Annotated in this window: 21 protein-coding genes and 6 tRNA genes; 19 read left to right on the plus strand and 8 right to left on the minus strand. The window is 43.0% G+C overall.

From position 1 onward, the window contains the following. The first annotated feature begins 141 nt into the window (after nucleotides 1-141). From cooS to RSJ42_RS03910, 5 genes are all read left to right on the plus strand, one after another. Entirely contained in the window at nucleotides 142-2016 is a 1875-nt protein-coding gene (cooS, locus tag RSJ42_RS03890; protein ID WP_410509384.1) for an anaerobic carbon-monoxide dehydrogenase catalytic subunit, read from the plus strand. A 14-nt stretch (nucleotides 2017-2030) separates the two neighbouring features. Further along, nucleotides 2031-2573 (plus strand): 4Fe-4S dicluster domain-containing protein, encoded by a 543-nt coding sequence (locus tag RSJ42_RS03895; protein ID WP_410509385.1) that lies wholly within the window; start codon nucleotides 2031-2033, stop codon nucleotides 2571-2573. A gap of 143 nt (nucleotides 2574-2716) precedes the next feature. Beyond that, nucleotides 2717-3175 (plus strand): universal stress protein, encoded by a 459-nt coding sequence (locus RSJ42_RS03900; RefSeq protein WP_410509386.1) that lies wholly within the window; start codon nucleotides 2717-2719, stop codon nucleotides 3173-3175. An 85-nt stretch (nucleotides 3176-3260) separates the two neighbouring features. Further along, a complete protein-coding gene (locus RSJ42_RS03905) occupies nucleotides 3261-4199 on the plus strand; it encodes a nucleoside recognition domain-containing protein (protein ID WP_410509387.1) in 939 nt (312 codons plus the stop codon). A 972-nt stretch (nucleotides 4200-5171) separates the two neighbouring features. Further along, nucleotides 5172-5621: a universal stress protein gene (locus RSJ42_RS03910; RefSeq protein ID WP_410509388.1), complete on the plus strand. Its 450-nt coding sequence runs from the start codon at nucleotides 5172-5174 to the stop codon at nucleotides 5619-5621. A gap of 413 nt (nucleotides 5622-6034) precedes the next feature. On the opposite strand, the gene RSJ42_RS03915 is transcribed toward RSJ42_RS03910, so the two are convergent. From RSJ42_RS03915 to lonB, 3 genes are read right to left on the minus strand one after another with little or no spacing between them, the layout of a single operon-like run. Then, entirely contained in the window at nucleotides 6035-7345 is a 1311-nt protein-coding gene (locus RSJ42_RS03915; RefSeq protein WP_410509389.1) for a TldD/PmbA family protein, read from the minus strand. A 2-nt stretch (nucleotides 7346-7347) separates the two neighbouring features. Next, complete coding sequence (locus RSJ42_RS03920; protein ID WP_410509390.1) at nucleotides 7348-8688, minus strand: TldD/PmbA family protein; 1341 nt, start codon at nucleotides 8686-8688, stop codon at nucleotides 7348-7350. A 2-nt stretch (nucleotides 8689-8690) separates the two neighbouring features. Further along, on the minus strand, nucleotides 8691-10760 hold the full coding sequence (lonB, locus tag RSJ42_RS03925; protein WP_410509391.1) for an ATP-dependent protease LonB: 2070 nt from the start codon (nucleotides 10758-10760) through the stop codon (nucleotides 8691-8693). 458 nt (nucleotides 10761-11218) lie between these two features. Between lonB and RSJ42_RS03930 the strand changes: the two genes are divergently transcribed. Then, nucleotides 11219-11983: a hypothetical protein gene (locus RSJ42_RS03930; RefSeq protein WP_410509392.1), complete on the plus strand. Its 765-nt coding sequence runs from the start codon at nucleotides 11219-11221 to the stop codon at nucleotides 11981-11983. 8 nt (nucleotides 11984-11991) lie between these two features. Here RSJ42_RS03930 and RSJ42_RS03935 read toward each other — a convergent pair whose 3' ends face one another. Further along, nucleotides 11992-12432, minus strand: coding sequence for a hypothetical protein (locus tag RSJ42_RS03935; RefSeq protein WP_410509393.1), 441 nt, complete (start codon nucleotides 12430-12432; stop codon nucleotides 11992-11994). A 224-nt stretch (nucleotides 12433-12656) separates the two neighbouring features. On the opposite strand from RSJ42_RS03935, the gene RSJ42_RS03940 reads away from it, so the two are divergent. Then, nucleotides 12657-13427 carry a tetratricopeptide repeat protein gene (locus RSJ42_RS03940; RefSeq protein ID WP_410509394.1) on the plus strand — a complete coding sequence of 257 codons (771 nt, stop codon included), beginning with the start codon at nucleotides 12657-12659 and terminating at the stop codon, nucleotides 13425-13427. A gap of 209 nt (nucleotides 13428-13636) precedes the next feature. Here RSJ42_RS03940 and RSJ42_RS03945 read toward each other — a convergent pair whose 3' ends face one another. Beyond that, a complete protein-coding gene (locus RSJ42_RS03945; RefSeq protein WP_410509395.1) occupies nucleotides 13637-13846 on the minus strand; it encodes a zinc ribbon domain-containing protein in 210 nt (69 codons plus the stop codon). Nucleotides 13847-14028: 182 nt separating this feature from the next. On the opposite strand from RSJ42_RS03945, the gene RSJ42_RS03950 reads away from it, so the two are divergent. From RSJ42_RS03950 to comE, 3 genes are all read left to right on the plus strand, one after another. Next, nucleotides 14029-14487, plus strand: a complete 459-nt coding sequence (locus RSJ42_RS03950; protein WP_410509396.1) for a hypothetical protein — start codon at nucleotides 14029-14031, stop codon at nucleotides 14485-14487. 317 nt (nucleotides 14488-14804) lie between these two features. Continuing rightward, nucleotides 14805-16055 carry a cysteate synthase gene (locus tag RSJ42_RS03955; protein WP_410510311.1) on the plus strand — a complete coding sequence of 417 codons (1251 nt, stop codon included), beginning with the start codon at nucleotides 14805-14807 and terminating at the stop codon, nucleotides 16053-16055. Nucleotides 16056-16195: 140 nt separating this feature from the next. After that, complete coding sequence (comE, locus tag RSJ42_RS03960) at nucleotides 16196-17353, plus strand: sulfopyruvate decarboxylase subunit beta (protein ID WP_410509397.1); 1158 nt, start codon at nucleotides 16196-16198, stop codon at nucleotides 17351-17353. Between the two features lie 425 nt (nucleotides 17354-17778). Here comE and RSJ42_RS03965 read toward each other — a convergent pair whose 3' ends face one another. Both RSJ42_RS03965 and RSJ42_RS03970 read right to left on the minus strand, forming a co-directional pair. Then, the gene (locus RSJ42_RS03965; RefSeq protein WP_410509398.1) at nucleotides 17779-19095 is read right to left on the minus strand and encodes a methanogenesis marker 16 metalloprotein; all 1317 of its coding nucleotides are present in this window, start codon (nucleotides 19093-19095) and stop codon (nucleotides 17779-17781) included. A gap of 201 nt (nucleotides 19096-19296) precedes the next feature. Continuing rightward, nucleotides 19297-20103 (minus strand): MBL fold metallo-hydrolase, encoded by an 807-nt coding sequence (locus tag RSJ42_RS03970; RefSeq protein ID WP_410509399.1) that lies wholly within the window; start codon nucleotides 20101-20103, stop codon nucleotides 19297-19299. Nucleotides 20104-20430: 327 nt separating this feature from the next. Between RSJ42_RS03970 and RSJ42_RS03975 the strand changes: the two genes are divergently transcribed. The 8 genes from RSJ42_RS03975 (at nucleotide 20431) to RSJ42_RS04010 (ending at nucleotide 21976) form a co-directional block, all read left to right on the plus strand. Continuing rightward, a tRNA-Val gene (locus tag RSJ42_RS03975) sits at nucleotides 20431-20504 on the plus strand. Between the two features lie 127 nt (nucleotides 20505-20631). Then, nucleotides 20632-20706 (plus strand) — tRNA-Phe (locus tag RSJ42_RS03980). Between the two features lie 12 nt (nucleotides 20707-20718). After that, nucleotides 20719-20790, plus strand: a tRNA-Gly gene (locus RSJ42_RS03985). A 67-nt stretch (nucleotides 20791-20857) separates the two neighbouring features. Beyond that, nucleotides 20858-20931, plus strand: a tRNA-Val gene (locus tag RSJ42_RS03990). Nucleotides 20932-20984: 53 nt separating this feature from the next. Beyond that, nucleotides 20985-21059 (plus strand) — tRNA-Phe (locus RSJ42_RS03995). A 12-nt stretch (nucleotides 21060-21071) separates the two neighbouring features. Further along, nucleotides 21072-21143, plus strand: a tRNA-Gly gene (locus RSJ42_RS04000). Nucleotides 21144-21638: 495 nt separating this feature from the next. Further along, complete coding sequence (locus tag RSJ42_RS04005) at nucleotides 21639-21767, plus strand: hypothetical protein (RefSeq protein ID WP_410509400.1); 129 nt, start codon at nucleotides 21639-21641, stop codon at nucleotides 21765-21767. Further along, nucleotides 21764-21976 carry a MoaD/ThiS family protein gene (locus tag RSJ42_RS04010; protein WP_410509401.1) on the plus strand — a complete coding sequence of 71 codons (213 nt, stop codon included), beginning with the start codon at nucleotides 21764-21766 and terminating at the stop codon, nucleotides 21974-21976. Before RSJ42_RS04005 ends, RSJ42_RS04010 begins: the two co-directional genes overlap by 4 nt. Before the next feature lie 592 nt (nucleotides 21977-22568). Here the strand turns inward: RSJ42_RS04010 and RSJ42_RS04015 are convergent. Continuing rightward, a complete protein-coding gene (locus RSJ42_RS04015) occupies nucleotides 22569-22964 on the minus strand; it encodes a hypothetical protein (protein WP_015410893.1) in 396 nt (131 codons plus the stop codon). Nucleotides 22965-24545: 1581 nt separating this feature from the next. Between RSJ42_RS04015 and RSJ42_RS04020 the strand changes: the two genes are divergently transcribed. Next, the gene (locus RSJ42_RS04020) at nucleotides 24546-25073 is read left to right on the plus strand and encodes a CDP-2,3-bis-(O-geranylgeranyl)-sn-glycerol synthase (protein WP_410510312.1); all 528 of its coding nucleotides are present in this window, start codon (nucleotides 24546-24548) and stop codon (nucleotides 25071-25073) included. Nucleotides 25074-25150 lie beyond the last annotated feature (77 nt).

The raw sequence follows: 25150 nt of genomic DNA on the forward strand, positions 1-25150 counted from the left end.
GGACAAGTTGAGCCTCAGGAACAAACCACGTTGACTCATTTTGTTGCAAACTTACAGGCTTGAGAAATATTCCTTAAACCACACATGGTAAATGGAATTCCGAACAATTTCTAAAGGTACAAATAAAGTTGTGGGATAGAGATGAAACAGACGGCACTTGAGAGAAGCATTGACCCTGCAAGCCAGAGCATGCTGGAGAAAGCGGAGAATGACGGCATAGAAACTGCCTGGGACAGATATGAGCAGCAACTGCCTCAGTGCGGTTTTGGGCAATTAGGGATCTGCTGCAGGAATTGCAATATGGGTCCCTGCAGGATAGATCCCTTCGGTGAAGGAGCTAAGAATGGGATATGCGGCGCAACGGCAGATATTATCGTTGCCCGAAATCTCTTAAGGATGATTGCAGCAGGAGCAGCAGCACATTCGGATCATGCCCGGGATGCGGTATTAACTTTTAAGAAAATGAGCGAAGGAAAGGCCGGAAGCTACGGAATAAAAGATGAAGCAAAGCTATTTTCTCTTGCCTCAGAGTACGGGATTTCAGAAGAAGGAAAAAGCCGCGAAGAAATAGCATCCGAACTTGCCAATGCTCTCCTTGCGGAATTTGGAAAACAGGAAGGGCCCATACAGTATACCCGCCGTGCTCCCGAAGCAAGGCTCAGGCTCTGGTCGGAGCTAGGGATAGAACCAAGGGGAATTGACCGGGAGATTGTAGAATGCATGCACAGGACGCATATGGGTGTGGACAACGATGCAACGCATATTCTCCTGCAGGGGCTGCGTACAGGGCTTTCGGACGGCTGGGGCGGCTCCATGATTGCAACCGAGATTCAGGATGTTCTTTTCGGAACCCCTGAACCAAAGAAAAGTACTGTAAATCTTGGTGTCCTCGTCCGTGATAAGGTAAACGTAATCGTCCACGGGCATGAGCCAATCCTTTCGGAAATGATAGTTGAAGCAGCAGAAGATCCCGAGCTCCTTAAACTTGCAAAGGAGAAAGGGGCAACAGGCATCAATGTCGCAGGGATTTGCTGTACAGGAAATGAAACCCTTATGCGCCACGGGACCCCTATTGCCGGCACTTTTCTCCAGCAGGAGCTTGCAGTGATTACCGGGGCTATAGAAGCTATGGTAGTGGACGTACAGTGTGTGATGCCAGCCCTGGGAAACCTTACAGGCTGCTATCACACGAAATTTATCTCCACATCCCCTAAGGCCGATTTCCCCGGAACTGTGAGAATGGAATTCCATGAAGAGAAAGCATACGAAACTGCAAAAGAGATTATAAAAACAGCTGTGGAGAACTTCCCTAACAGAAACTTCGAAAAAGTAAACATCCCGGAAGAAAAACAGGACTGCATGGTTGGTTTCAGTGCGGAAGCAATCCTTAAAGCCCTTGGCGGGACTCCTGACCCGCTCATAGGAGCGATTGCCGGAGGGGCGGTGAAAGGAATCGGAGCAGTCGTCGGATGCAATAATGTAAAGATCCGGCATAATTACGGGCATGTGAACCTTGTAAAAGAGCTTATCAAAAACAATGTCCTTGTTGTGACGACAGGGTGTAATGCTATTGCATGTGCCGAAGCCGGGCTCCTTGTGCCTGAAGCTGCTGCCCTGGCAGGAGACGGGCTTAAAGGTGTCTGCGAATCCCTTGGCATCCCTCCTGTCCTCCATATGGGTTCCTGTGTAGATATCAGCCGCATCCTTGTACTTGCCTCTGCAATTGCAAACCGCCTGGGAGTGGATATAAGTGACCTGCCTGCAGCCGGAGCAGCCCCTGAATGGATGAGCGAAAAAGCCGTGAGTATAGGAGCTTACGTTGTCTCCTCAGGAGTATTTACCGTGCTAGGTACTGCCCCGCCGGTCCTTGGAAGCCAGGCAGTTGCGGCTCTTCTGACAAAAGGCCTGGATGGTGTTGTTGGAGCAAGCTTTGCTGTTGAGCCTGACCCCTTCAAAGCTGCAAATTTGATGCTGGAGCACATTGAAGGAAAGAGAAGGGCACTGGGCTTAAACTAAGGGGGCAGTTCGTAATGAAAGACGTAATTATCCGGCCTGAACAATGCATGGGTTGCCGCTCCTGTGAGGTTGCATGCGCTGTTTCCCATTCAAAGAGCAAGAACCTCTTCTTGGCTCCGGGAGAAGAACCAGCACCGAAAAAACGCATTCATGTAGAATACATGCCTGCCCTTGGAGCATCAGTACCTATCACCTGCCGCCACTGTGAAGATGCGCCCTGTGTTTCTGTTTGCCCCACAAAAGCCCTTTCCAAGGACGTGGATACCGGTGCCGTAAACCACAATGTTGAGCGGTGTGTGGACTGCTGGGCCTGTTCTATGGTTTGCACCCGTTTTTCTTCACTATACCAGCTACTCCTTGTTTCGGGGTGCTGGACCTCTTCCATGTCTTACAATCGCGGAATAATCGACAGACGGATTGAAGGAGGAACCGTTATAAGATGTGATTTATGTGAAAATAGGGAATTGCCTGCCTGCGTGGAAGCATGTCCCACACACGCTTTGCTGTTTCTGGAGGTAGAGAGACAGCCTGAAACGAATGCATTGAATTCCTCCTGAAACCTGTATTTACTTTTTTTTACTTCTTTTTTAGAATTCTACCGGAAGTTTACCATTTTGCCGGTTAATCTCCCTGATAATATTATATAAAGGATTATAGTGATATTAATATAGAAAACAAAAAAGAAAAAAGGGAGTCAGTTATGAATACTAATCTTTACAGGAAGATAATGATTGCAACCGATGGTTCGGAGCCCGTAAAAAAGGCAGTTGATACTGCTGTTGAAGTTGCAAGGTTGAGTGGGGCGAAACTTTACGCGGTATATGTTGTTGCTTCCGGAGGGCACACTTTCGGCCATCCAAGAGACATAGGATGGGAAAGAGCGATGAGAGAGCATCTCAGTGCAGAAGGAAGAGAGGCGACAGCTTACGTCGAAAGCGCAGCAAAAGCTGCAAATGTCGAGGTGGAATCCGTTCTTCTCGAAGGAAGTCCTGCACAGGAAATTGTCGATTTTGCAGAGGAAAATGACATCGACCTTATAGTAATGGGGACACTCGGAAAGACAGGAATCGAGAGGTTTTTGCTTGGAAGTGTAGCCCAGAATGTGGTCAGACATTTCAGCAAAGCTGTACTGGTTGTAAGAGGATTCGAAACAAAATAATCAAATAATATGCAATTTTTCGGGGCAGGAGTTCCAGACTTTTTCGGGATAGATTGATTTACCTGCCCAGCCCAAATACCTTTCAATGATAGAACTCTTCCTCAGCGTACTGGATTTTGCTCTTCCGGTACTTACAATGATCTTTATAGGGCTTGTGGGCACCAGTATACTTGTAGAACTGGGCCTGATGCAGAAATTCTCAAAACTTGTAAGCCCTGTTTTTACTTATACAAACCTGCCGGAGACCTGTGCTTCAGCTTTTGTTGTGGCAATAGGTTCTGCAGATGCTGCAAACAGCATGCTTCTTCAGGCAAAAAAAGAAAGCTGCCTTAATGATACGGAGGTCCTTCTATGTTCTATGATGAATGCGACCCCAGCCTATTTTCGTGAACTCTTTACCTACCAGATTCCTATCGTACTGCCTGCACTCGGACTGGTAGTGGGTGGATTTTACGCTCTTGTTTTTGTGCTTACTGCAGTTATAAAGATCCTGTTGATTGCAGTTGCGAGCAAGATTTTTCTCAACGGCAATTTCTGTAAAGCCCCTGAAGCCCGGAGTAAGGAAAAAGTATCTCTGAAGACCGCTTTTGAACGTGCGTTCAAAAAAGAGTTCAGGCTTTTTTTGAAAATAGCAGGTATTTACCTTATTGCAACAACGATTATCTTTGTCCTTCAGGAACATGGAGCATTTGAGGTATTCAGCGTGCTTCCTCTTGCGGAACTATTCAAAATACCCCCTGAGACAATCGTCCCCCTGACAAGTTACGTAGCAAGTCCTATCCTTGGGATTTCGCTCCTTGGACCCATGATTCATTCGGGGGAGCTGACAGATGTTCAGGCAATGATAGTGCTTATGCTGGGCAGTATGTTTATGCTCCCGATTTTTGCCATACGCAGCCAGCTCCCAAGGAAAGTAGCTATTTTTGGAACGCGTCTTGGAGTGCGGATTGTTGCATATTCTACCGCAATAAGCATACTTGTAAGGCTTGTAATCCTGCTATTGCTGCTCAGCATGGTTTCCTGAAACCCCCACAAGCGGATACCGTGACGGTTATTCGACTTTTTATTGCTGCTCAGCATGGTTTCCTGAAACCCTTGAGTCCAGAAATACAGATTAAAGTGAATGCTTCAGGATCGTACAGGCAGATAAAAGTGGATTTTTCCAGGATTAAGTGAATTTTTCCAGGATTGTATACGCTTCTCGTATAGAGTAAATATCTTCCTCAAAAAGCTTCTTTAAAGAGGGTTATTTTAAAAATATTAAAATATAACCCAAAGGAAAGAGAAATAGATAACAAATAACTAAAGTTTAGTTGTATATACTTAGAAAAGATATTAAGAGCAAATTAGTGAACGGGGTTTTCTGGAGGAGGTTAAAATATGTTGGATTAATTTGTGAGCAATAATATTTGATTTTGAGCTTTGCCCGTTCACAAGCTCAACAGACGAGCAAGCAATATATATACTTTTCGCTGCCTGAAAAGTAAAATGCCCTATTGTACTAGAAAAATAGAAAAAACAATTAATTTTTACGGATTCTTTCCGAATATGGCTAGCCAAAAGAGAATGAATGCACTGTGAGCAGGAATGTCATTGCCTGTCTCAGAGAAAATAAACGAGGATAAAACAGATGCAGGTCAGAATTATATTTAAGAGCTTATCCCAAAACATTGTTAATTTACTATTTTACCAGCATTGGAACTCTGATTTCGGCATTACATGGGTTCTGGAATGGCTCTAAATTTACTTTTAGAGATGTCGTATCAACCTGTTTGCATCAACCTATTTATATTTCTTATTCTTTCTGTGACAAGTTCAATCATTTGCGATTATATCAAAAAGAAATTTAAACAATAATTACTATATTATAAAAAGAAACGAATGTCAATGCACAGGCATCTGTGCGCCAGTAAGAATAGGAGGATCTGTCAGGCTATTCTGTAGAAAACTAAAACTTATTACAGGCTGGCAGGAAAATAAAATAGAGGGATCTGGAATGAGAGAGGAAAATTATAAAAAAATAATGGTTGCAACCGATGGTTCGGAGCTCGTTAAAAAAGCGGTTAATTCGGCAATTGAAATTTCCAGGCTAAGCGGGGCTAAACTTTACGCTGTATATGTGATAGTCCCGGCAACCCGCTCTCCAAGAGATTTTGGCTGGGAAAAAACTGCCATGGAGCACTTCAGGAGAGAAGGAGAACTAGCTACTGCTTTTGTACAAGACGCCGCAAAACCTGCCGGAGTAGAAGTCGAGTCTGTACTGCTGGAAGGGCACCCAGCAGACAAAATTATAGAGTTTGCAGAACAGCAGGGCATTGATATGATAGTGATGGGAACTCTCGGAAAAACCGGACTCGACAGGTTCCTTCTGGGGAGCGTAGCTGAAAATGTGGTGAGGCATTCAAGAACTCCCGTCCTCGTGGTCAGAGGAGAAGCCCCGAAATGAGGTGATTGAGGCTTTACTTATTCTGGAACAAAAGATGGAAAAAAGTGACCAGAAATTATCAAAATACATAAAACCAGAAGAACTTCAAGATAAATTTCCAAAATAGATTCTGAAACAAACTCTTAAAGTAGATTCTAAAATAAATCCTCAAAAAGATTCTAAAATAAATCCTCAAAAAGATTCTAAAATAAATCCTCAAAAAGATTCTAAAATAAATCCTCAAAAAGATTCTGAAACAAACTCTTAAAGTAGATTCTAAAATAAATTCTTATATAAATCTTAAAATAGATCTAAAAAAATTTAACCTCAGAGATTATTCCGGGGTTAAGTTCCTGTTATCTGAGCCTTTGAATTAAAACCGTATGGCTCAGTAACAGTCCTTTTTATCCCGCGCGGCTCAGTAACAATCCTCTTTATCCAATTACACTCATGTTTGAGACCCGGATTGAAGGCGTGATTATGCCTCCTACTTTCCTTGCGTCGAAGCCTGCGCCTGTAATATTTTTGAGAAGCTCGAAAGCGTTGCCTGAGATCATAAGGGATTTTATCGGCTTATCCAGGGCGCCGTCTTTTATCGTAAAGGCATTCCTGGCTTCTACGGAAAAATCACCGGAAATTGAGTTTGCTGTATGGGCACCGATAATTGTGTTTACGAAAACTCCGGAGGAAGTGTTTGCAATAATGTCTTCCTGAGGGTAATCGACAACGAAATTCCTGAGCCCTACTGAAGGAGGGCTTGTATAGGAAGATCTTGAGCCGTTTCCTGTGCTTTTCACACCGGCTTTTCCTGCAGTGTAACTATCATAGAGATAGGACTTAAGAACGCCTTTTTCAAGAACCGTGGTACGCTGAGAAGGGACACCTTCGTCGTCCGAAGCTGAGGTCTCTATGCCTGCTTCAACAAGCCCGTCATCGTAGATGCACAGTTTCGGGACAGCGATCTCTTCACTGAGTTTCTCTATCAAGCCTGAACGCCCTTTTTGTACATTGTCAGCATCAATTGAAGGAGCAAAGGCTTCCTCAAGAATGTCAGAAAAGGCAAATGGGTGAAAGATAACATCGGTCCTGTGTGGCTCTATTTTTATTCCGCCCCTGGATTTCACGGCAAGGTCGGAAGCATTCTTTCCAATGTCAAAAAAGTTAATATCAAGAGACCTTGAAACGGCGAAGTCATAGGCTGTTGAGGTGTCCCCGTTTACGGTGATCACGTCCACAAAACCGGAAACTGCTGTGGACTCTTCTTCGGCTTCTATCCCGTTTGTATTCAGGATAAGCCTCTTGCTCTTTGAACGGGTAAAACCTCCTGAGGTGGGAAGTGTGCCAGGTACCTCTTTAGTGCCTTCAACAAGCTCCACGGCATAGCCAATGCACTCCTCAAGTTCAAGAGTCTCGACTTTTTTGTCGAAAATGCCTGAGACCTGAGGGTACTTCCCGTTGGAAGGAAGTGCTACCCAGTCAGGGTCACTTTCCCGGACACGGGCTTCTGCAACCGCAATCTTTACGGCATTCTCGAGTTCTGCTGCAGAATTGGTGCTGGCAAAGCCCACTGCTCCGTTTACTATAGCACGAATTCCCAGCCCTTCAGAGAAACGGTCCTTTGCGCTTTCAAGGGCATCTTTTTTGAAATTGACGCTTGTAGAGTGATTTGCAGCGTAATAAATTTCGGCTTCTTCGGCTCCTGCCTGTTCTGCCATTTTCAGGGCTTTTTCTGCAAGCCTGTACATCTTCAGGCACCTCCTACAAGAGCTTTCGAAATGGCAATATGCGGGGACCCGTCAGACACAGGTACAAGCTGTCCGGCTTTTCCGCATCTTCCGGCAGTCATTTTCAGGTCATTGCCTACAAGGGTTACGTGATTAAGTATCTCAAGTGTCTTTCCAGAAAGAGAAACGTCCCTTAAGAGCTCTGTAAGCTCTCCGTTCTTTATAAGATATCCTTTTTCGGCATTGAACTGGAATATGCCTTCTCCGGTGTTTACCTGTCCGCCTCTTGACCCAACAAGGTACATGCCGTTCTGGACTTCTTCAAGCATCTCTTCAAATCTGGAATCCCCGTTATCAATGAAGGTATTGCTCATCCTGACAACAGGCATGGAGTAACCCTGAGCCCTGCAGTTTCCTGGAGTTCCGCCGAGTTTGGCTGCGGTTTCCCGTGAATGGAGATAAGAGTTAAAAATTCCGTCCCTGATAATCTCGGTCCTTCGTGACTCGGAACCTTCGGCATCAAAAGGATAATATCCGAATTCATGGAGGGTCGGGTCATCGATGATATTAATAAGCGGGGATGCAATCTGTTCCCCTATCCTGTTTTCAAGAATAGAATCCCCTTCAAGAACAAGGTCAGCTTCCGAGGCATGTCCCACGGCTTCATGGGCAAATACGCCTGCCAGCTCCTGGTCAAGCACCACAGGCATTTCCCCGCCTTTAGGGGTTTTTGCTTTTAAAAGTTCAAGGGCTGTTTTTCCGGCCTTTCCGGCAAGTTCGAGCACATTTTCTTTCTCAAAAAGTTCGTAACCATATCCGAAACGGCTTTCCCTGCCTGCTTGATAAACGCCGTTTTCCGAGGCAACAGCAGAAACCGCAAAACCGACATTTAAGAGTTCATAGTCGCATTCCATACCTTCCGAGTTCTGATATTCGACTTTAAACTCGGACTCGAGATACATTACCTTTGTACTGTGAACACCTTCAAGCTTTGCGTGTTCTTCAATACTCTTTAAAAGGTCTACTTTCTCTTCGATTGCGATATTCCTGGGATCAATTTTGATTTCGGGAAGGTTCTTTACTTCAGGAGAATCCACGGCTGCAAGTTCGACTTCTTCCTTTGGGGTGCTCGCATTCATAGAAAAAGCAAGTTTTGAGGCAGCATTGACCCCACGTTTAAGGTTAATATCACCTTCAACAGCCGTATAGCCCCAGGAGCCTCCACAGAGGGCCCTTATTCCGGCCCCCTTTGTGAAGTTTCTGGATATTTCTTCGATCTTTCCGTTATCCAGGACGATAGAAGTGGAACTGCCTTCTATCACCCTGCAGTCATAAAATTTTATGTCCTGCATAATGCCTGTCATGATCAGTTCCTGCACCCGAAGAGATTAATAGCCTGTACGGAAGCGGGTGATACTTCCGGGATATCGAAACTTAGTTTAGTAATATTTTTGAGTTTTTCAATAATTGTATTCTTTCTCGGGCCCACAAGGCTGTGTTCCATAACTTCTGCAATGGAGGAAACAGGAATGATCTGGATCTTTTCCCTGTATGCCTTTTCAACGAGAACATCTGCCTCATTGGCTTTGGGTATGATGACTTTCTTCATGCCGGCCTGGGCTGCAGCCTCAATCTTGTAGGTGACTCCGCCAACAGGCAGGACATCTCCCCTTACGGAAAGAGAGCCGGTCATTGCAACAGTCTGATCCACAGGGATCTTTTCAATGGCAGAAATTACTGCAGTTGCTATGGAAACAGATGCACTGTCTCCTTCCACGCCTTCATATGTCCCCACGAACTGGATATGGACATCGTGGCGGGAGATATCCGTGCCTGTCATGTTCTTAATGACTGCGGATACATTCTGCACAGCTTCTTTTGCAATGGTCTTGAGCTTGCCTGTTGCAATAATCCGTCCTTCGGCACCAGAGAGCGAGGGTGTGACTTCGGATACGATCGGAAGTACGATTCCCGAATCTCCACCCATAACTGCAAGCCCGTTAACTCTGCCCACAGCAGAACCTTTCCTCAGGAAGGACTCATATTCCTTGCGCTGTTCAAGGTAGCTGTCTGCAAGCTGCTGTTCGATGGATCTTGCAATCCTCTTTGCCGCAAGAACATGCTCAGCAGTTGTAAGCGGAGCCCCTTCTGAATGGGCAATGTCGCCTGCAACACGCACGAGCCCGCCAAGATCACGGAGCTTAAGGGTGAGGTGACCTTTCCTGCCTGCACGCCTTCTGGCTTCCCTGATTACTTCTTCTACAGCTCCCTCATCAAAGTGGGGGATATGACCGTCCCTTACGACTTCCTGGGCAACGAAGCGGACCAGTTTCTTCCGGTTCTCGGGAGTGTCTTCCATGGAATCCCGCATGTAGACTTCGTACCCGTAACCCTTTATCCTTGACCTGAGTGCAGGGTGCATTTTCTGAACGGCATCAATGTTCCCTGCAGAGACCATTATAAAGTCACAGGGCACTGGTTCGGTCTTGACAAGAGCTCCGGAGCTTCTTTCGGACTGTCCTGTAATCGGATATTCCTTTTCCTGAAGCGCAGTCAGGAGACTCTGCTGAGACTCAAGCCTGAGAGTGTTGATCTCATCAATGAAAAGCACCCCTTTGTGGGCTTTGTGGATATCTCCTGCTTCTACTCTGTCATGGGCAGGGGTTTCAAGACCTCCGGACTGGAATGGGTCGTGCCTGACATCCCCGAGCAGGGCTCCAGCGTGAGCTCCGGTTGCATCGATGTAGGGTGCGTGTTCCTTGTCGTAATTTGAAACCGCCATTTTCGGGATCATCATTTCCTCTTTAGGAAGGAACTGGCGGGTTAACATTAGAATCATTATGCCTGCAATAATACCCCAGAGCAGCTGGGAGACGAAGTAAGAATAGATAATAATTCCCACAACAAAGAGCATCATAAGCATGTTCCGTGCCTGGGCTTTTTTTCTTGCCTCCATCTTGTGAGCCATGACAATTTCTCGACCTTTACCGGCCGGAACCTCTCTTATCTTGGGATTGTTAAGATCCTCGAGGTTAGGATATACAAGGATATCTTTGAGTTCTTCTTTAGGAAGAAGTTCTGCCATTGCCTTTGCAAGCAGGGACTTTCCAGTACCTGGAGTCCCTATCATCATGATGTGACGTCTCTGGCTGGCTGCCTTTCTCACGACTTCTACTGCATGTTCCTGTCCCAGTACCTGGTCGATAAGGAGCTTGGGAACCTCTATGTTCGAAGTGTCTTCAAACTGGAAGCCGATGTCGACATCTTCATCTATGTCTTCATTTATCTCAGACTCGGCCGTGACCCTGGTAGGTTCATCCTTCGTCTGGTCGGCCGCAGACAGATCTACTTTTGGAACAGGCTTTCCTATTTCGTGGACTTGCCTGTCCGTATTCTCCGAAGATCCGTCTATGTTCTGATTATTATTATACACCATGGTTAGCTCACATATTCGAACGTTATTTGATAGACGTTATCTGATCGAGATTATATAGTTGACGCTTTTGAAAAAATAATAAATTTAATGGTGAATAACTGGCAAAAGCGGTCGTTACAATAACAGACTCCTGAAGTTACTGTAACCCCATCCATACTTCGGCTAATTATATAAACTTACGGTATATAAAATTAACCTGCCACTGTCCATACAGTATATAGAAGCCTTTCATTATATACTATTTGCTGGCTAATATTTGATCCTAAAACTTGATTAGAAAATTAATTCTCAAATTAATGCACGGGAGAATTTACAGGATATTTTTTACATACCTATACTACATCCCCTATATAAAGTTAAACGTTACCCTGCAGGTAACCTGTGTGTTAAAGGATTTGGCTGATATTTGACAACCGATATCGACAGCTATTTAAAAAAATAAAAGGGAATTTTCTCTCATGTCCAGAAGCAAAGTCAAAAATCTTCTTCTCCTGAAGCAAATTCACAGCGCTGTAAGCCAGATTAAAAAAGGCAAACTGGATAAGGCACTCGAAACCCTTGATAAAGCCGAAAAATCTGCAAGGCAGTCGAATTCGATAGATGCTCTCTATTATATTCTCTTTACCCGCGGAGGTATCCTTTACTCAGCAAAAGAGTATGATCAGGCTCTTGAAACTTATGAAAGAGCCCTTGAAGCAGGTTCGGATCTCCTTAAAAGTGATCCTGAAAATGAGGACTACCAGCATTATATGGGTACAACCCTCAGTAATACGGGAAATCTCCTTAAGAATAAAGGGGAGATCAATAAAGCTGACGAATACTATTCTCGCGCGAGAAAAGTCTACTATGAACTTACCATAAAGGACCCTCAAAATGCTCTTTTCAGATCATATGCCGGAGAAAACCTGAACAATTATGGTGAAATGCTTATGGATTCCGACTCTCTTGATAAAGCCTGTGAAATCCTTGGAGAAGCAGTTGACGTTTATGAAACACTTTATAAAGAGAAGCCGGACAACCTCGGTTATCAGGCAGAACTCTCGGTTGCGCTCAGCCATTTAGGAAACTGCCTGAAACAGCAGGGACCCGAAAAAGATGTGGCTTCGAAAAAGAATCTCGAAAAAGCTCTTGAAATGCAGGAAAAACTGCTGGATCAGCAGCCCGAAAACGAAAAAATTAAAGAAGCCATAAATCTGACAAAAGGAAGGCTGGAAGGGCTTTAAAAGAGGATTTACAGGTTTTTTTTAGAAAACAGCAGCATGTGAACATAGAGCAGGATCATCAGCCCGACTACGATCCCCCAGATTAACTGTGAAATATAATATGAGTGGATTACAAGCCCGAGCGCAAATATGAAAATCAGGATATTTGCCAGCCTGATCTTCTGCCTTACAGCAGGGTCATGAGGAGTTCCAGCTTCATCCTCATTTAAACTGCATTCCCTGAAATAATTCTTCTCCTGCTGCATAAGGTAGTAAAGCCTCAGAATAAGAATGTCAATAATTATGCCCCAGAGAAGCTGACCTATATAAAAAGTGTAGATTAAAACAGTCACAAGCAAGATACCGACAAATACCACAAATAGCCTTTCGGATTTGCTTTTTCTGCCAGTTTTTCCTTTACTCCTGTCTGAACTGTCATTCATTTTATCCCTTTTTGCTTCCCGGTTCATGCTAATCCTTTGCCTGCATACATTTCATCCCACATAATCCCAGCACAATAAGCAGCAAAATTCCAGAAAACTGTATTTAAGAAAAATATAAAGCTTTGATATAAAGCTTTGATATCTATAATTAAGCCTCCGAAACATATAAAGGAGCTGGAGAAAGAAAGGAACAGAGGAAAAAACAGGAGCTATAACATAACCTATAAGTCAATAAAAGCCTTTTTTTCAATATGCCAGAGAAGCCCGAGAAACTGAGACAGGAAGCAGTAAAACACTTTAATAAAACGATTGACCTGATACAGGAAGGAAAACCTGAAGAGTCCCTTGAGTCTCTCCAGAAAGCTGAAAGTGCCGCACATGAGGCAAAAAGTGGAGCGATACTCTTCCACACATTAAAAGCAAGAGGGCAAATCCTTCAGTCCCTCGGCAGGCTTGAAGAAGCTATGGAAACTTACTCTTTTTCTTTAGAAACAAGCTATAAACTACACTCAGAAGACCCAGAAAACGAACTCTATACAGACACCCTCCGCCTGAACCTCAACAATATCGGAAACCTTGGCAACATTTTCCTGCGAATGGGCAACTCCACTCTCTCAAAACAATGTTATGAGGTAGGGCTTGAAATCTGCCAGAAGCTTCTTAACTTTTACCCTGAAAACAACTTTTATCAAATGTATATGGGAAATACCCTCAACAATCTCGGTGAACTTCTTTTCAGCGTGGGGCAGGCAGAAGAAGCAAGAGAAAAATACGAAAGAGCCCTGGAAATATATGAGAAACTCCTTCAAATACACCCTGATGATACGGAATACCTCTCAGATAAAGAAATGACTCTCAACAACCTCGGAATCCTCTTTTCTCAAAAAGGGCAAAAAGAAGAAGCAAAAAAGAACTTTAAAGAGGCTCTTGAGATTCTGGAAATCCTTAGCAAAAAAGACCCGAGAGATCAGAAGCTTAAGGAAGAAATTATTCTGAGGCGGGAAGAGCTTGAGATGATTTGAAGTTTGATTTTCGAGCCAAAATTATCTATTTTCAAAAAATAGATTGCTTCTGGAGTTTATGAATTTTTCACATAAACAGTCCGCTCTCCTTCGTCGAGCGTGAAAATCTCCGTTTGAGAAAGCTACTGCCCTGCGCCGACTGAGCAGACAGCAATGATTCAAAAAAGGGTGCGGGAATATTTTCCGCTGAAAACTCTTTTGTTGCCGGTTTATGTGAACAGGTCGAAAATGTTCCCGAGCATGCTGCTCTCTGTCTGGTAGAACTCGGTATATTTGCAGCGTTTGCAGGTGATGTGGGTGAATTTTTTATTCTGGATATCGAGGACTTTGCTGATGAAACCGCCTGTTGTGCGGATTTCGCCGACGTCATAGGAGTTGTTTCCGCATTTGGGGCAGGTGAAATTAATGTTTTTGCTCATTTTTTAGCCTCACTTTTGACTTTAGATAGTTTAAAGGGTAGTATACTTTATTTGTATAGCTTTATTTTCGCGCTATTTAATATTATTGCAGAACTGGCAGATGCAGAAGAAATCCCTTAGTATGGAATAGAGTTTTGTAGAAATAAATATATTAGAAAAGAAAACCAATACAGCGTTGACATATGAAAATAAAAGCTATAATTACAATAGCCCTGATCATCTCGGCTGCTTTAATGGCTGCAAGAGTTTCACCGGGAGTTAACACTGAGCAGTTCAGGGAAGGAAAATATATCCATATTGACAGTATGGTGATCGAATTTGATAAGACGGATGCGAACGTCCAGATAAGATACCATCTCAGCCCCTTTGCTCAGGTTTATATATTCATGTTCGGGAGCAAGCACCTTGAGCCCAAAATAAAGGATATATTCTTTGATTTTGAAAACATAGAAGTACTCAAGATAGGGAGAACAAGCGCTTTAATCCACGTAAAGGACGTTTCCAGACAAAATGATGCGTATTTTCTTCATGACTCAAGAGAATTAGGGATGCAGCCAGATATACTCACTCTTGTTTACCCTGACAGAACCAGGCAGAGTATAGAATATGCCAAGGCAACCCCGGATATTTTCTACACGTGAGGGGTTTGATCTCATTTTTTAGTGTCATTCATAGCAGTTTTCATGTGTTATACCCTGCACTTGCTTTTTATACTTGTTTTTGATAGTATCCAGTAGTTTTTGATACTATCCTGTAATGGTCGTATCATCGTAAATAATCGTATCATTGCCCTAACTATATTATTTTTTTGAATTCGCCCTTCAGGGCTTTCTTCCATCCATAGCAGTCAATTGTCTCTAAAAGACGATCTATTTTAATAAATATCACATAAAGGATATTAAGCAGAATTTTCAGGAATATATATTTAGCAAAAGAAACCCAATTTTCTTTGATAGCAATGGGAAGATTTATACTGAAATGTTTGAAATGCGGCAGAGAATACGGACAGGAATACCGGCTGACCTGTGAGAACGACGACTCTTTTTTGCGTGCAGAATACCTCGAAAAAAGGCTTGAGCTCAGGGACCAGCCCGGAATAGGGAGGTTCCATTCCTGGCTTCCGGTTCAGGAAGAGCTTACCACCGAAGCAGGACCAATTACGTACAGAAGTGAAGCCCTTTCAAAGGAACTCGGACTTTCTAACCTGTACATAGGGTTTAGCGGCTACTGGCCTGAAAGAGGGGCTTTTATTAAAACCTGCAGTTTCAAAGAACTCGAAGCCCATCCTACAATGCAGCTTCTAAAAGAGTCCGGCGGAAAAGCTATAGTTCTCGCCTCTGCAGGCAATACCGGAAGGGCTTTTGCATATTCCTCAGCTCTTACAGGCATGGATGCATATATAGTAGTTCCGGATTCAGGCGTTTCAAGCATCTGGCTGCCTGAAGAACCGACCGATTCGATTCACCTTATCAGCATGACTCCGGGTAATGATTATACTGATGCTATCAATCTGGCAGGCAGGATTGCAAAACTCCCCGGAATGGTCCCTGAAGGAGGAGCAAGAAATGTTGCTAGAAGAGAAGGGATGGGCACTGTAATGCTGGACGCAGCTGTAACTATAGGAAGAATGCCTGACCATTATTTCCAGGCTGTAGGTAGCGGTACGGGTGGAGTTTCAGCCTGGGAGGCTTCCCTGCGGCTAAAGGCTGACGGGCGCTTCGGCTCAAAGCTTCCAAAACTCCAGCTTGCTCAGAACCTGCCCTTCGTTCCGATGTATAATGCATGGAAGGCAGGAAGAAGAGAGATTATCCCCGAAATCGATATGAAGGATGCGAAAAGACAAATAGAGGAGACATATGCCACTGTGCTTACCAACAGGGCTCCGCCCTATGCCGTAACTGGCGGGCTCTATGACGCGCTTGTCGATACTGACGGGATAATGTATGCAGTTACTAAAGATGAAGCTCTTGAAGCAAAAGCCCTTTTTGAGTCCCTTGAAGGAATAGATATCCTTCCGCCTTCTGCAGTTGCGGCTGCTTCCCTGTTAAAAGCCGTGGAAGCAGGAAATGTCGGAAAAGACGATACCATTCTCCTGAATATTGCAGGCGGAGGTTTCAAGCGGCTGAAAAAAGATTTCACACTCTTCCAGGTTAAACCTTCGGTTACTGTCAGCAGCTCTGATGTTTCACTTGATGAACTGGGGATTTGAATTTCAATCGCAGTAAGATTCCGGACTGCAGCAAGTACCGGGACTACAGTACAGCACCCGCAATGCAGCAAACCTGTGTAACAAAATAAGCCTTAAAAAGATAAACAAGCTCAAAGAAATGCATAGTTAGAGGTACAAGTATGGTGAACCCGGAAGAAGAAGTAATAGCTATCATGAAAAGAGCAGGTGTTGACCTCGTAGCAACTCTTCCCTGTGACAGGATCAAAAATCTGCTTCCTCTTGTCTCTAAATATTTTCCTGAAATAAAACTGACAAGGGAGGAAAACGGAGTGGGAATCTGCGCCGGGTTCTATCTTGCAGGTGGAAAACCCGTGATGCTGATCCAGAGCACGGGACTCGGGAATATGATCAATGCCCTTGAGTCCCTGAACGTGACCTGTAAAATACCCCTGCCTATCCTGGCGAGCTGGCGCGGCGTTTATAAAGAAGCAATTGAAGCCCAGGTCCCGCTGGGAGTTCATCTTCCTGCTATTCTTGAAGGCGCAGGTCTTGCATACACAATAATTGATGAGGCTGAAAAGCTTTCCAGGATTGAAGATGTGATCCTTGACGCCTTTGAAAACTCAAGGCCTCATATTGCTCTTATCTCTCCAAAAGCCTGGGAAGCTTCTTGCTGCTGTGCCTGGCAGGATGCAGGTATGCCTGAAAAGCCGGAGGTAATGGAAAGGACATGCAGTTTTTCCCTCACAAAAGAAGTTCTCAAGCCAGTTATGCTCAGAAATGACGCGATCTGTGCCGTTGCTTCCGAGCTTGATGGAGAAATTACCGTAACGAACCTTGGCGTTCCCTGCAAGGAACTTTACGCCTGCAAAGATAGAGAACTTAATTTCTACATGTTCGGCTCAATGGGGCTCGTTTCTTCCATAGGCATGGGCATTGCCCTCCGTTCCGAAAAAACAGTTGTCGCTTTCGATGGAGATGGGAGCCTTCTTATGAACCCTAACGCTCTCCTTGAAATTGCAAAAGAGGCTCCGGAAAACCTGATAATTATTGCCCTTGACAACGGAGCCTACGGGTCTACAGGCTCGCAGGAAACCTGCGCCCTGAGGTACATTGACCTTGACATCCTGGCAAATGCCTGTGGAATCCGGAATACAGCCAAAGTAAATACCACGGAAGGACTGGTGGAAACTTTCAAAAAATCTAGAGCTATGAAGGAACTCTCCCTGATTCACGTAATCCTGAAACCCGGAAATACGAATGCTCCAAACATTCCAATGAGCCCGGAAGAAGCCACAAAACGCTTCAAAAAAGCACTGGAAGCAAAAAAACATTGAAAAAGTTACCTTAAAAAGTTTTACCTGCCCTTTCTGCCGGCTTTTACTAACCGGTTAATCTATTCCGAAGTCTCCAGGGAATCTTTTATTTTTTTCTTCCCTGCGCCGCAAAGGCCGCCGGCACTTCAACCGTATAGAATCAACCCGGAGCTTATCAATGGCGCAATTAAGAGAAAATCTCAAAGGACTATCTCCCCGGATGGGCGAATATTATACTCAGTCCCTTCGTAACCATTTTTTTAATTCAGGGCAAATATAGACACTCCCACAAGCTTGTATAGCGGCCCTATCAGGAAAGATGAAGGAGATAGGAAGATGTAGAAAGGAGTAGAAAAAAGAGGTTGAAATAAAAGTGAAAATAAGAGATAGAAAGAAAAAATAGAAAGAAAGCATTAAAACAGTTAGCTCGGGTTTATTCTTTAGCCTTATTCCCTCCAGATTATTTTTTCCACCGGTTCCGTTAGCCTGAACTTTCCTGTAAGAATCTGTTCCTTTAGCTCCTGTGCGGCTTTTACAGCCCTGGCGCGGTCCGATTGGCGGAGGGTTATTTTGATATCTCTGAGGCAGCCTCCGGTTGAACATTTGACAGTTCCGAGGTTTGCACTGAAAGCTTCCCCCCTGCACCTTGTAATGCAGAGCCCGCAGTTAAAGCAAAGTTCAGGGCTGTGCTCAGCTCCATTCTCTCCTTTGCTTACCGCGCCCATAGGGCACGCCTCAGCTACCAGGCAGGCTTTACAGTCAATGCATTTTTCCGGCTCGTATTTTACTTTCAGGTCTGCGTTATCCCAGACATCTCCGTAAGTTATCTCGCAGAGGGGAATCCTGCCTGCAAGGTCCACCAGCTTGAGAGGAATTTGACTGTCCAGTTTAAGGATATTTTCCAGCATACCTTCATTAAGGACAGGGATAGGAACAGCCCATGTGTTGATAATTTCGGGCCCTGCTGAAGTGGCAAAACCTCCCATATATTCTGGGACCATATCATGAAGGTCTGCAAAACCTGTAAGGTTAGGATTATCCGGAACACTGCGAGTGCCCTGGCCAGTAACGAACCCTTCAGCTCCGTTAATAAGAACCCTTGTCCCAATACCTATAGTCTCGAGTTTGGGATCATTTTCAATAGGGTTCAATTCCCCGCAGCCGCAGAAAGTCATCTCTTTGAACTCTCCTTCAAAGGGAAGGGCATGGAAAATAGTTTTGATGGGTTCTTTTCCGGGGTTTACAAACGCGCGGTAATTTTTAAAGGCATGCCTGGTTGCATAAAGCCGTGCAAATGGGATTTCGGAAAGGCAGGTCTCCACTGAGAAGCGTTTTCCTTCGCTAGTGGTTACATCAACAGTAATGCTTTTTCCTTCCACCATGTCCCTGAAAAGATGCCCCCCTCCATAGCGGTAGTCTGATATACTGTGAGCTGTCCCGAGTACTATAAGGTCCAGAACTCCAAGTCTCTCATTGGGACAGGGGCCCACAACTGCAGGTACCCCGTTCAGCAGAACTTTAGAAGCTTTTACAAAAAAATCGGGTTCGGAAACTTTGAATGAGAGGACTGCATAGGTTCCGCTCATGATTCCCCTGGTAGCGGTAGTTACGACATCCACATCTTCAAGCCCTATTTCCACTCCTGCCCTGATCCTTGCTGCGATTTCTTCAGCTGTCAGGACCACGGCATCACCAGAATCTATTTTTGTTTGAATCTCCGGGATTGTTCTATTCTCTTCTATGTTATCGGATGCTCCGTTCATAATACCCTCAGCGGAGATAATGTATTCATCATATTTTGATTGAATGGTACCGTTTACTGTATGTCTATTTGGAAAATCAAAATAGTAAACAATATGTGAATAAGAAGGATCAAAAGGTGAGAAAAAAGGATTCTTTTTCTTAACTTTTACTTTAAATATGTCTTTGGTTAATCAAGCTATAAAAACAGATAGAGGCACTCTTTAAATATTTATTCTTTTCTCGTAGGAATCCTTTAATTTCTTGAAAGTTAAAGGTCTGCCATGACCGGGGTAAAAAATCCTGCATCCGGAATCGATCAGCACTCTCCAGCTTTTTAAAAGTTCGGGCACATCATCTGCAAAAGGAGGGAAAACCATCCCTGGAATAGCATTAAAAAGAGTATCCCCTACAAATGCAACCTCATTTTCAATGATAAGGCTGATCGAACCTTTCGTATGTCCAGGGGTGGGGATGATTTTTGCATGAGGGACATATCTTCCCAGGTCGTATCCATCGCTTACAACAATATCAGGACTCACGGGCTGGTATCTTGATTTTGAGGACATGGTAGTGTTTCCTATCCTAGAAATGATTTTTGAGAACCATAAAGTACCTTCAGGGAACGGGGTCATACCCTTTTCCAGAAATTCTTTTTCCTTCTCGTGAGCAAGGATTTTTGCCCCGCTTTTCTCTTTAATTTCTGCAAGGCAGCCCACATGGTCATAATGGGTATGGGTAAGGACTACCAGAGCGATATCAGAAAAACCAAGATTGTTTCTTTCAAGAACAATTTCAAGGTTCTTGATTTTTCCAGGGCATCCTGCATCAACAAGAATTCCTTGACCTTTTGAAACTATAAGATAAGAGTTAGAATGTCCCATCGGGATCATAACAATGTTGTAAGGTCTGCTGGTATCCAGCTTCTCTGCGCAGGATTTTTCTCTGCACGGTCTATAAGTACCTAATTTTTCAGTGTCTGATTCTTCAGTGTTTGTTTTCTCAATATTTGACCTGCCGCTTTCGGACATACCCTTATTCATACCGCAACTTTTATTCTGCATTCCGTTAAAAACTATTGGGATGCCCTGGTGGAGATATCAAAACAGAAATTCTGCAGCCTGTTATTGATTTTTTTCTCTACGTGATTTACTGCCTGCATTTTTGAGTAGCTCGCGCATTTACGGCAAAATGGGTTACAAAATGTAAAGGAATTTTTACTTTTTCAAAAGGGTTTTTGCTTTTTCATGATTATATCCAGTAGAAAAAGCCCGAACCACCCAAAACTTATATAAATGATGATGCGTACTATGGTGTTGCACTTCCGTGCGAGAAACGGAAGCAATACACATTGTAGAGGGCTCGTGGTCTAGACGGTTATGACGTCGCCTTGACATGGCGGAGGTCCTGAGTTCGAATCTCAGCGGGCCCACTCAAGAAATTTAAAATAGACCGAAATCTTTCCAGAGCTTTTTCTGGAAAGATGAAACAGAAAAATTACTGCCATCTCTTTTGATTATTTGTTCTAAAAGAGTAATCTGGTAGTATTATATCTGCCTGCCCAGGTAGCTCAGTGGGAGAGCGCTGCCCTGAAGAGGCAGTTGTCCCCGGTTCGAATCCGGGTCTGGGCACCATAGAGACATGGAACATCAGTAGTGTAGCGGTCATCACCGGGCGTTGCCAACGCTCGAACCCGGGTTCGAATCCCGGCTGGTGTATAACTTTTTTAGTTATCCTTATTTCAAGCAATATTTTGTCATAAGGAATTAAATACAAAACCATATAGGGCTCGTGGTCTAGACGGTTATGACGTCGCCTTGACATGGCGGAGGTCCTGAGTTCGAATCTCAGCGGGCCCACTTTAATACTGATCTTGCAGCCAGTAGATCAATTATTACTGCCATATCTGCCTGCCCAGGTAGCTCAGTGGGAGAGCGCTGCCCTGAAGAGGCAGTTGTCCCCGGTTCGAATCCGGGTCTGGGCACCATAGAGACATGGAACATCAGTAGTGTAGCGGTCATCACCGGGCGTTGCCAACGCTCGAACCCGGGTTCGAATCCCGGCTGGTGTATAAAATATCAACCTAATTAATTCGGCAAATTAGTTAATTCATTTTATCCTTAATTTTCTATTTATCATTTAACCTTTTTATCAGCATGGAAGCTTTTTATCCGTTTTATCTCTTTAAATCCTTAATATCGCTGAGCGACTCACAAATAGTGAAATAACTCATGATGAAAAATCCAGATTTTATTAAAATAATTTTCCTTTGATTAAATATTCTTAGCCTTTACCTGCAATAGTAGGTTCTGAAAATAAAATGTCAATGGTTCAAACGAGATCTGCTACAATGTTAACAGGCAAAAATTGTAGAAATCAGAGAATAAATTCATCTTTAGCTTCCGAAAACAGAATAATGTTAACCTTAAAATGCGTTAACCAAAAGGTTAATTAAAACAAAAGATCATTATAATTATTGGATATAAATCTCGAAAAGACAAAAAAGTCTCTTTGAAGAGATTATACCCACTAAGTTGCAACCTGAAAAATCGTAGGAGATTTGAACATGACAGGAAAGTTCCAGAAAAGAAACGCAGAAAGGAAAGGCTTTAGAAAAGAATATGAACTGGAGCAGAAGTTAATAAAGGAAATCGTAGACGAAATTCAGGTAAGCGGCGGTGGATCACTAGAGTGAGTAAAAAAGTACACATAACCATTCAAGCTGGTGAAATTTCTGAGCAGATTGTAGAAGTGGCTGAAGCGGCTACCTACGAAGATCTGCTTGATGAGCTGAACATAAATCAGGAAACAGTGCTTGTATTAAACGGAGGGAATGCTGTTCCCCTTGACGGGGCTATAGGTTCTGATAGAATAACAATCCTTAAAGTTGTGACAGGTGGCTGACCTGCCCTCAGGGGCAGGGTCCCTTCTTTATTACAACTTCTTTTCCCCCTTTTTAGAGAAATTAAAGTCGTTTTTTGAGTCAGTTTCTGTATGGTTATTTTCTGTATGGTTATTTTCTATAAATTTTCTGTATGGTTATTTTCTATAAATTTTCTGTATGGTTATTTTCTTCAGTGCCGCTTTTTATAAAGTTATTTCCTTAAGGTTATTTGCTATAATGCCGTTCTTCATAAAGTTATTTTTGTAAAGCAATTTTTATAAAGTTATTTTCTAAAAATGATATCTCTAAAGATTACTTTTCTATAAGGCTATCCACTACAGCAGGCTACCCACTGTAGCATTCTTCAATATTGGAACTCGCTCCTCTTGGTCCGGTTATCCAGATCCTAATGTAGGGATTTTTGTGGCCTGAGGTAAAATCATTGGTGAGAATTGTTAAGGTCCTGGAGAATGAGAACGAAAAGATAGTGAAGGACAAAGAGGAAAATAAGAAGAAGTAAAATCAGACAAATAAATTACGGAAGGATGTTATTTCCATAATGGTGAATTCCGTAAAGGACTGTCAGCCATTATGGACAACCCTTTTAAGGATTCATTTTGGAGTCAAAGGCACTTTTTTGCTCATAACCTTCAGTTTTTTAATTGCTGAGATCGTTGCCTGAGATTCCTTGTAGATTTTGTCTTCATAATAGCTTATTATCTCATCAACGGGGGCTGCAAGGGAATAGATCTTTATCGGGCGCCCTTTTCCGGGTTTCTTTTCCGAACGTACATTGACCCAGGACTGGTTGCGCATGAGCCTCATTGCAAGACTGACTTCTGGCTGTCTTAATCCGGTACTGATTTCAATTTCACGGGATGAAGCCTCGTCAACATTCATAAGATATGCCATAGTTGTGGCAACATTCCTCGACATCCCAAGATTCCTTAACGTTTCAATAAAAATATGGTCGTTCTCATCCAGAACCTTTACTTCATAGTCTTTCATGATAACCCCTTCATATTCAAATTTTTACAATCTATTTTGTCAGCTAAAGAATACAACGGCAATTATTACTCAGACCTTAAAAGGCAGCTTTCATAATCACCTGTTAAAGCTGATTTCAACTTCCAAAGTTTTACGGCATATATATATTTATATGGTAAACTATCCCGTTTTAAAACTTTGAATCAAATAAAAAGCGTTTTTTCACAATCTAGCGGATTGTTTAGTTTTAAGTCCAACAACCGGTTACTAAAAACAATAAAGTACAGTTCCATAACCGATTACTAGAGAACCGTTTTGTGAAATTGATGGGGAAATACGTATCTGTTTAGCAATTAAACCTGTATACGTATATAATTAGAAGGTTATTCATCTCCAACATTTAATAATGTACTCATACTATTTAAAGTTGTATATATTAAAAAGGAATTGAAAAACTTTCAGTTACACCTGACATTAGGACATATTTAAAAAATAATCAATTATAAGAGATATAATAATCCCTTTATCCGGATAAAAACCTGATAGGATCACAACAAAAATATTATAATTGAACTGATCAAGAAATTTTTAAGTAGAAACCCTGACAAAAAAACGTCAAGGGTAATTTAGAAATGTTTATATCCTTATCTAAGTCAGGCCAGACAATTTCCCTGAAAACCCGGGTAAATCTGCGGCATCTTTCCCAATCTTTAAGAAAATCTACCATGAAAGCGCCTAACCGGGACAAAGGTGAGAAAAGTGAATAGGAGCGAAAGAAAAATAAGATTAATATAAACTTGAACAAAATTAATAAAAAATAGAGAAAGTAAAAATTCAAGAAGTTCCATTTTACTGCAATTTACTTTATCCAGATATTTATTAAATCTGTCCTGTCTGAAGAATACATTCCAGATCATCTTTTACGGGTTTCAGTGCAGGGCTGCTGCCACTTAAAATCGCTTATATATTTGATTTGTCCGCTGTCAAAAGCTGTCTCCACCTGTACACATTGAAATCGATTGTGTTCACATAAGAAACACCTGAATAGCTCTCCCTAGGGCTCCCCTTCTATCCCGGATGTTATAGTGGTAATAAAATACTGAACCCATAAACTAAAAGTGCCCGCTTTGCCTGCTGAGAAATTACGGCAGAGACCTCAAGGTTCATATTTGTGCTGAAAATAATCCCAATAAGAATCAGGCTGCCTCAGGATGAATAAAATGAGAACCTGCCTCCCGGAATTTCCTTTCAGACCCTTCCCCTTTAAAGAAAGCAATCTGTATACAGCTGAGAATAATGCCGCTATACCGCTCAGTTTTTTTCACAGGAACTTTGAGAATATAAATAAAAATACAACTTAATAAAATAAATACAATTAAATAGGGATAATATTTACTTAAGCCCATTATTAAAATATACATGAAAATAAAGGATTCTGAAGAAGGCAGTGAGAGCTTAATTATTCCGTCTTTTGCTGGCAATGACAGAGAAAGAATAAAATGGATAAAGGTGTGGAAGGGAATAACTTCTGCCCCGGAAAAAGAAACAAGGAATAAGAGAGATGATACCACGATCGAGCTAATAATCAAAGCACTCTGGCTGATGATCCCTGCATACCTTTCCAATCCCTTTGCAGCTGTTTTCGGGGGCGGAAAACCAATTGATGGAGGCAGGACCTATAAAGACGGAAGAAGGATCCTTGGAGACGGCAAAACATACAGGGGGCTCTTTTCAGGCATATTTTGCGGGTTTCTTGCAGGATGTGTTCAAATCTGGCTCAGTTTCAGGGGTTTCAAAATTATGGGGATAGAAGTGCCCACCTTTGGTCCGGATTATGCAGGCTCTTTAATAGTTGTGTTTGCCCTTGCCTCCGGCGCACTGTTCGGAGATATGTTCAAGAGCTTTTTCAAGCGCAGAATGGGCTTTAAAAGGGGAGCTTCCCTGCCTCTTGTAGACCAGCTCGACTTTGTGGTGGGAGCCTGGGTATTTACATACCTTGCAGCACCTGAATGGTTTGTAAGCAGTTTTACCCGCGGGATCATGCTTACCATCCTTATAATAACGCCTCTCCTCCACCTTACGACAAATATAGTCGGATACTTTATAGGTGTAAAGAAAGAGCCCTGGTGAAGTTGCAGGAGAAATCCACAAAACCAGTACAGGAAGATCAGGAAATCACTTATAGCGCTAATAGGCTGCAAATAAGG

Origin of the sequence: Methanosarcina hadiensis, assembly GCF_046529725.1 — an archaeon.
Lineage (GTDB): Archaea > Halobacteriota > Methanosarcinia > Methanosarcinales > Methanosarcinaceae > Methanosarcina > Methanosarcina hadiensis.

Coding starts and splice junctions, on each gene's coding strand:
- cooS (WP_410509384.1), top strand. CDS start 142: ATGAAACAGACGGCACTTGAGAGAAGCATTGACCCTGCAAGCCAGAGC.
- RSJ42_RS03895 (WP_410509385.1), top strand. CDS start 2,031: ATGAAAGACGTAATTATCCGGCCTGAACAATGCATGGGTTGCCGCTCC.
- RSJ42_RS03900 (WP_410509386.1), top strand. CDS start 2,717: ATGAATACTAATCTTTACAGGAAGATAATGATTGCAACCGATGGTTCG.
- RSJ42_RS03905 (WP_410509387.1), top strand. CDS start 3,261: ATGATAGAACTCTTCCTCAGCGTACTGGATTTTGCTCTTCCGGTACTT.
- RSJ42_RS03910 (WP_410509388.1), top strand. CDS start 5,172: ATGAGAGAGGAAAATTATAAAAAAATAATGGTTGCAACCGATGGTTCG.
- RSJ42_RS03915 (WP_410509389.1), bottom strand. CDS start 7,345: ATGTACAGGCTTGCAGAAAAAGCCCTGAAAATGGCAGAACAGGCAGGA.
- RSJ42_RS03920 (WP_410509390.1), bottom strand. CDS start 8,688: ATGACAGGCATTATGCAGGACATAAAATTTTATGACTGCAGGGTGATA.
- lonB (WP_410509391.1), bottom strand. CDS start 10,760: ATGGTGTATAATAATAATCAGAACATAGACGGATCTTCGGAGAATACG.
- RSJ42_RS03930 (WP_410509392.1), top strand. CDS start 11,219: ATGTCCAGAAGCAAAGTCAAAAATCTTCTTCTCCTGAAGCAAATTCAC.
- RSJ42_RS03935 (WP_410509393.1), bottom strand. CDS start 12,432: ATGAACCGGGAAGCAAAAAGGGATAAAATGAATGACAGTTCAGACAGG.
- RSJ42_RS03940 (WP_410509394.1), top strand. CDS start 12,657: ATGCCAGAGAAGCCCGAGAAACTGAGACAGGAAGCAGTAAAACACTTT.
- RSJ42_RS03945 (WP_410509395.1), bottom strand. CDS start 13,846: ATGAGCAAAAACATTAATTTCACCTGCCCCAAATGCGGAAACAACTCC.
- RSJ42_RS03950 (WP_410509396.1), top strand. CDS start 14,029: ATGAAAATAAAAGCTATAATTACAATAGCCCTGATCATCTCGGCTGCT.
- RSJ42_RS03955 (WP_410510311.1), top strand. CDS start 14,805: ATGGGAAGATTTATACTGAAATGTTTGAAATGCGGCAGAGAATACGGA.
- comE (WP_410509397.1), top strand. CDS start 16,196: ATGGTGAACCCGGAAGAAGAAGTAATAGCTATCATGAAAAGAGCAGGT.
- RSJ42_RS03965 (WP_410509398.1), bottom strand. CDS start 19,095: ATGAACGGAGCATCCGATAACATAGAAGAGAATAGAACAATCCCGGAG.
- RSJ42_RS03970 (WP_410509399.1), bottom strand. CDS start 20,103: ATGTCCGAAAGCGGCAGGTCAAATATTGAGAAAACAAACACTGAAGAA.
- RSJ42_RS04005 (WP_410509400.1), top strand. CDS start 21,639: ATGACAGGAAAGTTCCAGAAAAGAAACGCAGAAAGGAAAGGCTTTAGA.
- RSJ42_RS04015 (WP_015410893.1), bottom strand. CDS start 22,964: ATGAAAGACTATGAAGTAAAGGTTCTGGATGAGAACGACCATATTTTT.
- RSJ42_RS04020 (WP_410510312.1), top strand. CDS start 24,546: ATGATCCCTGCATACCTTTCCAATCCCTTTGCAGCTGTTTTCGGGGGC.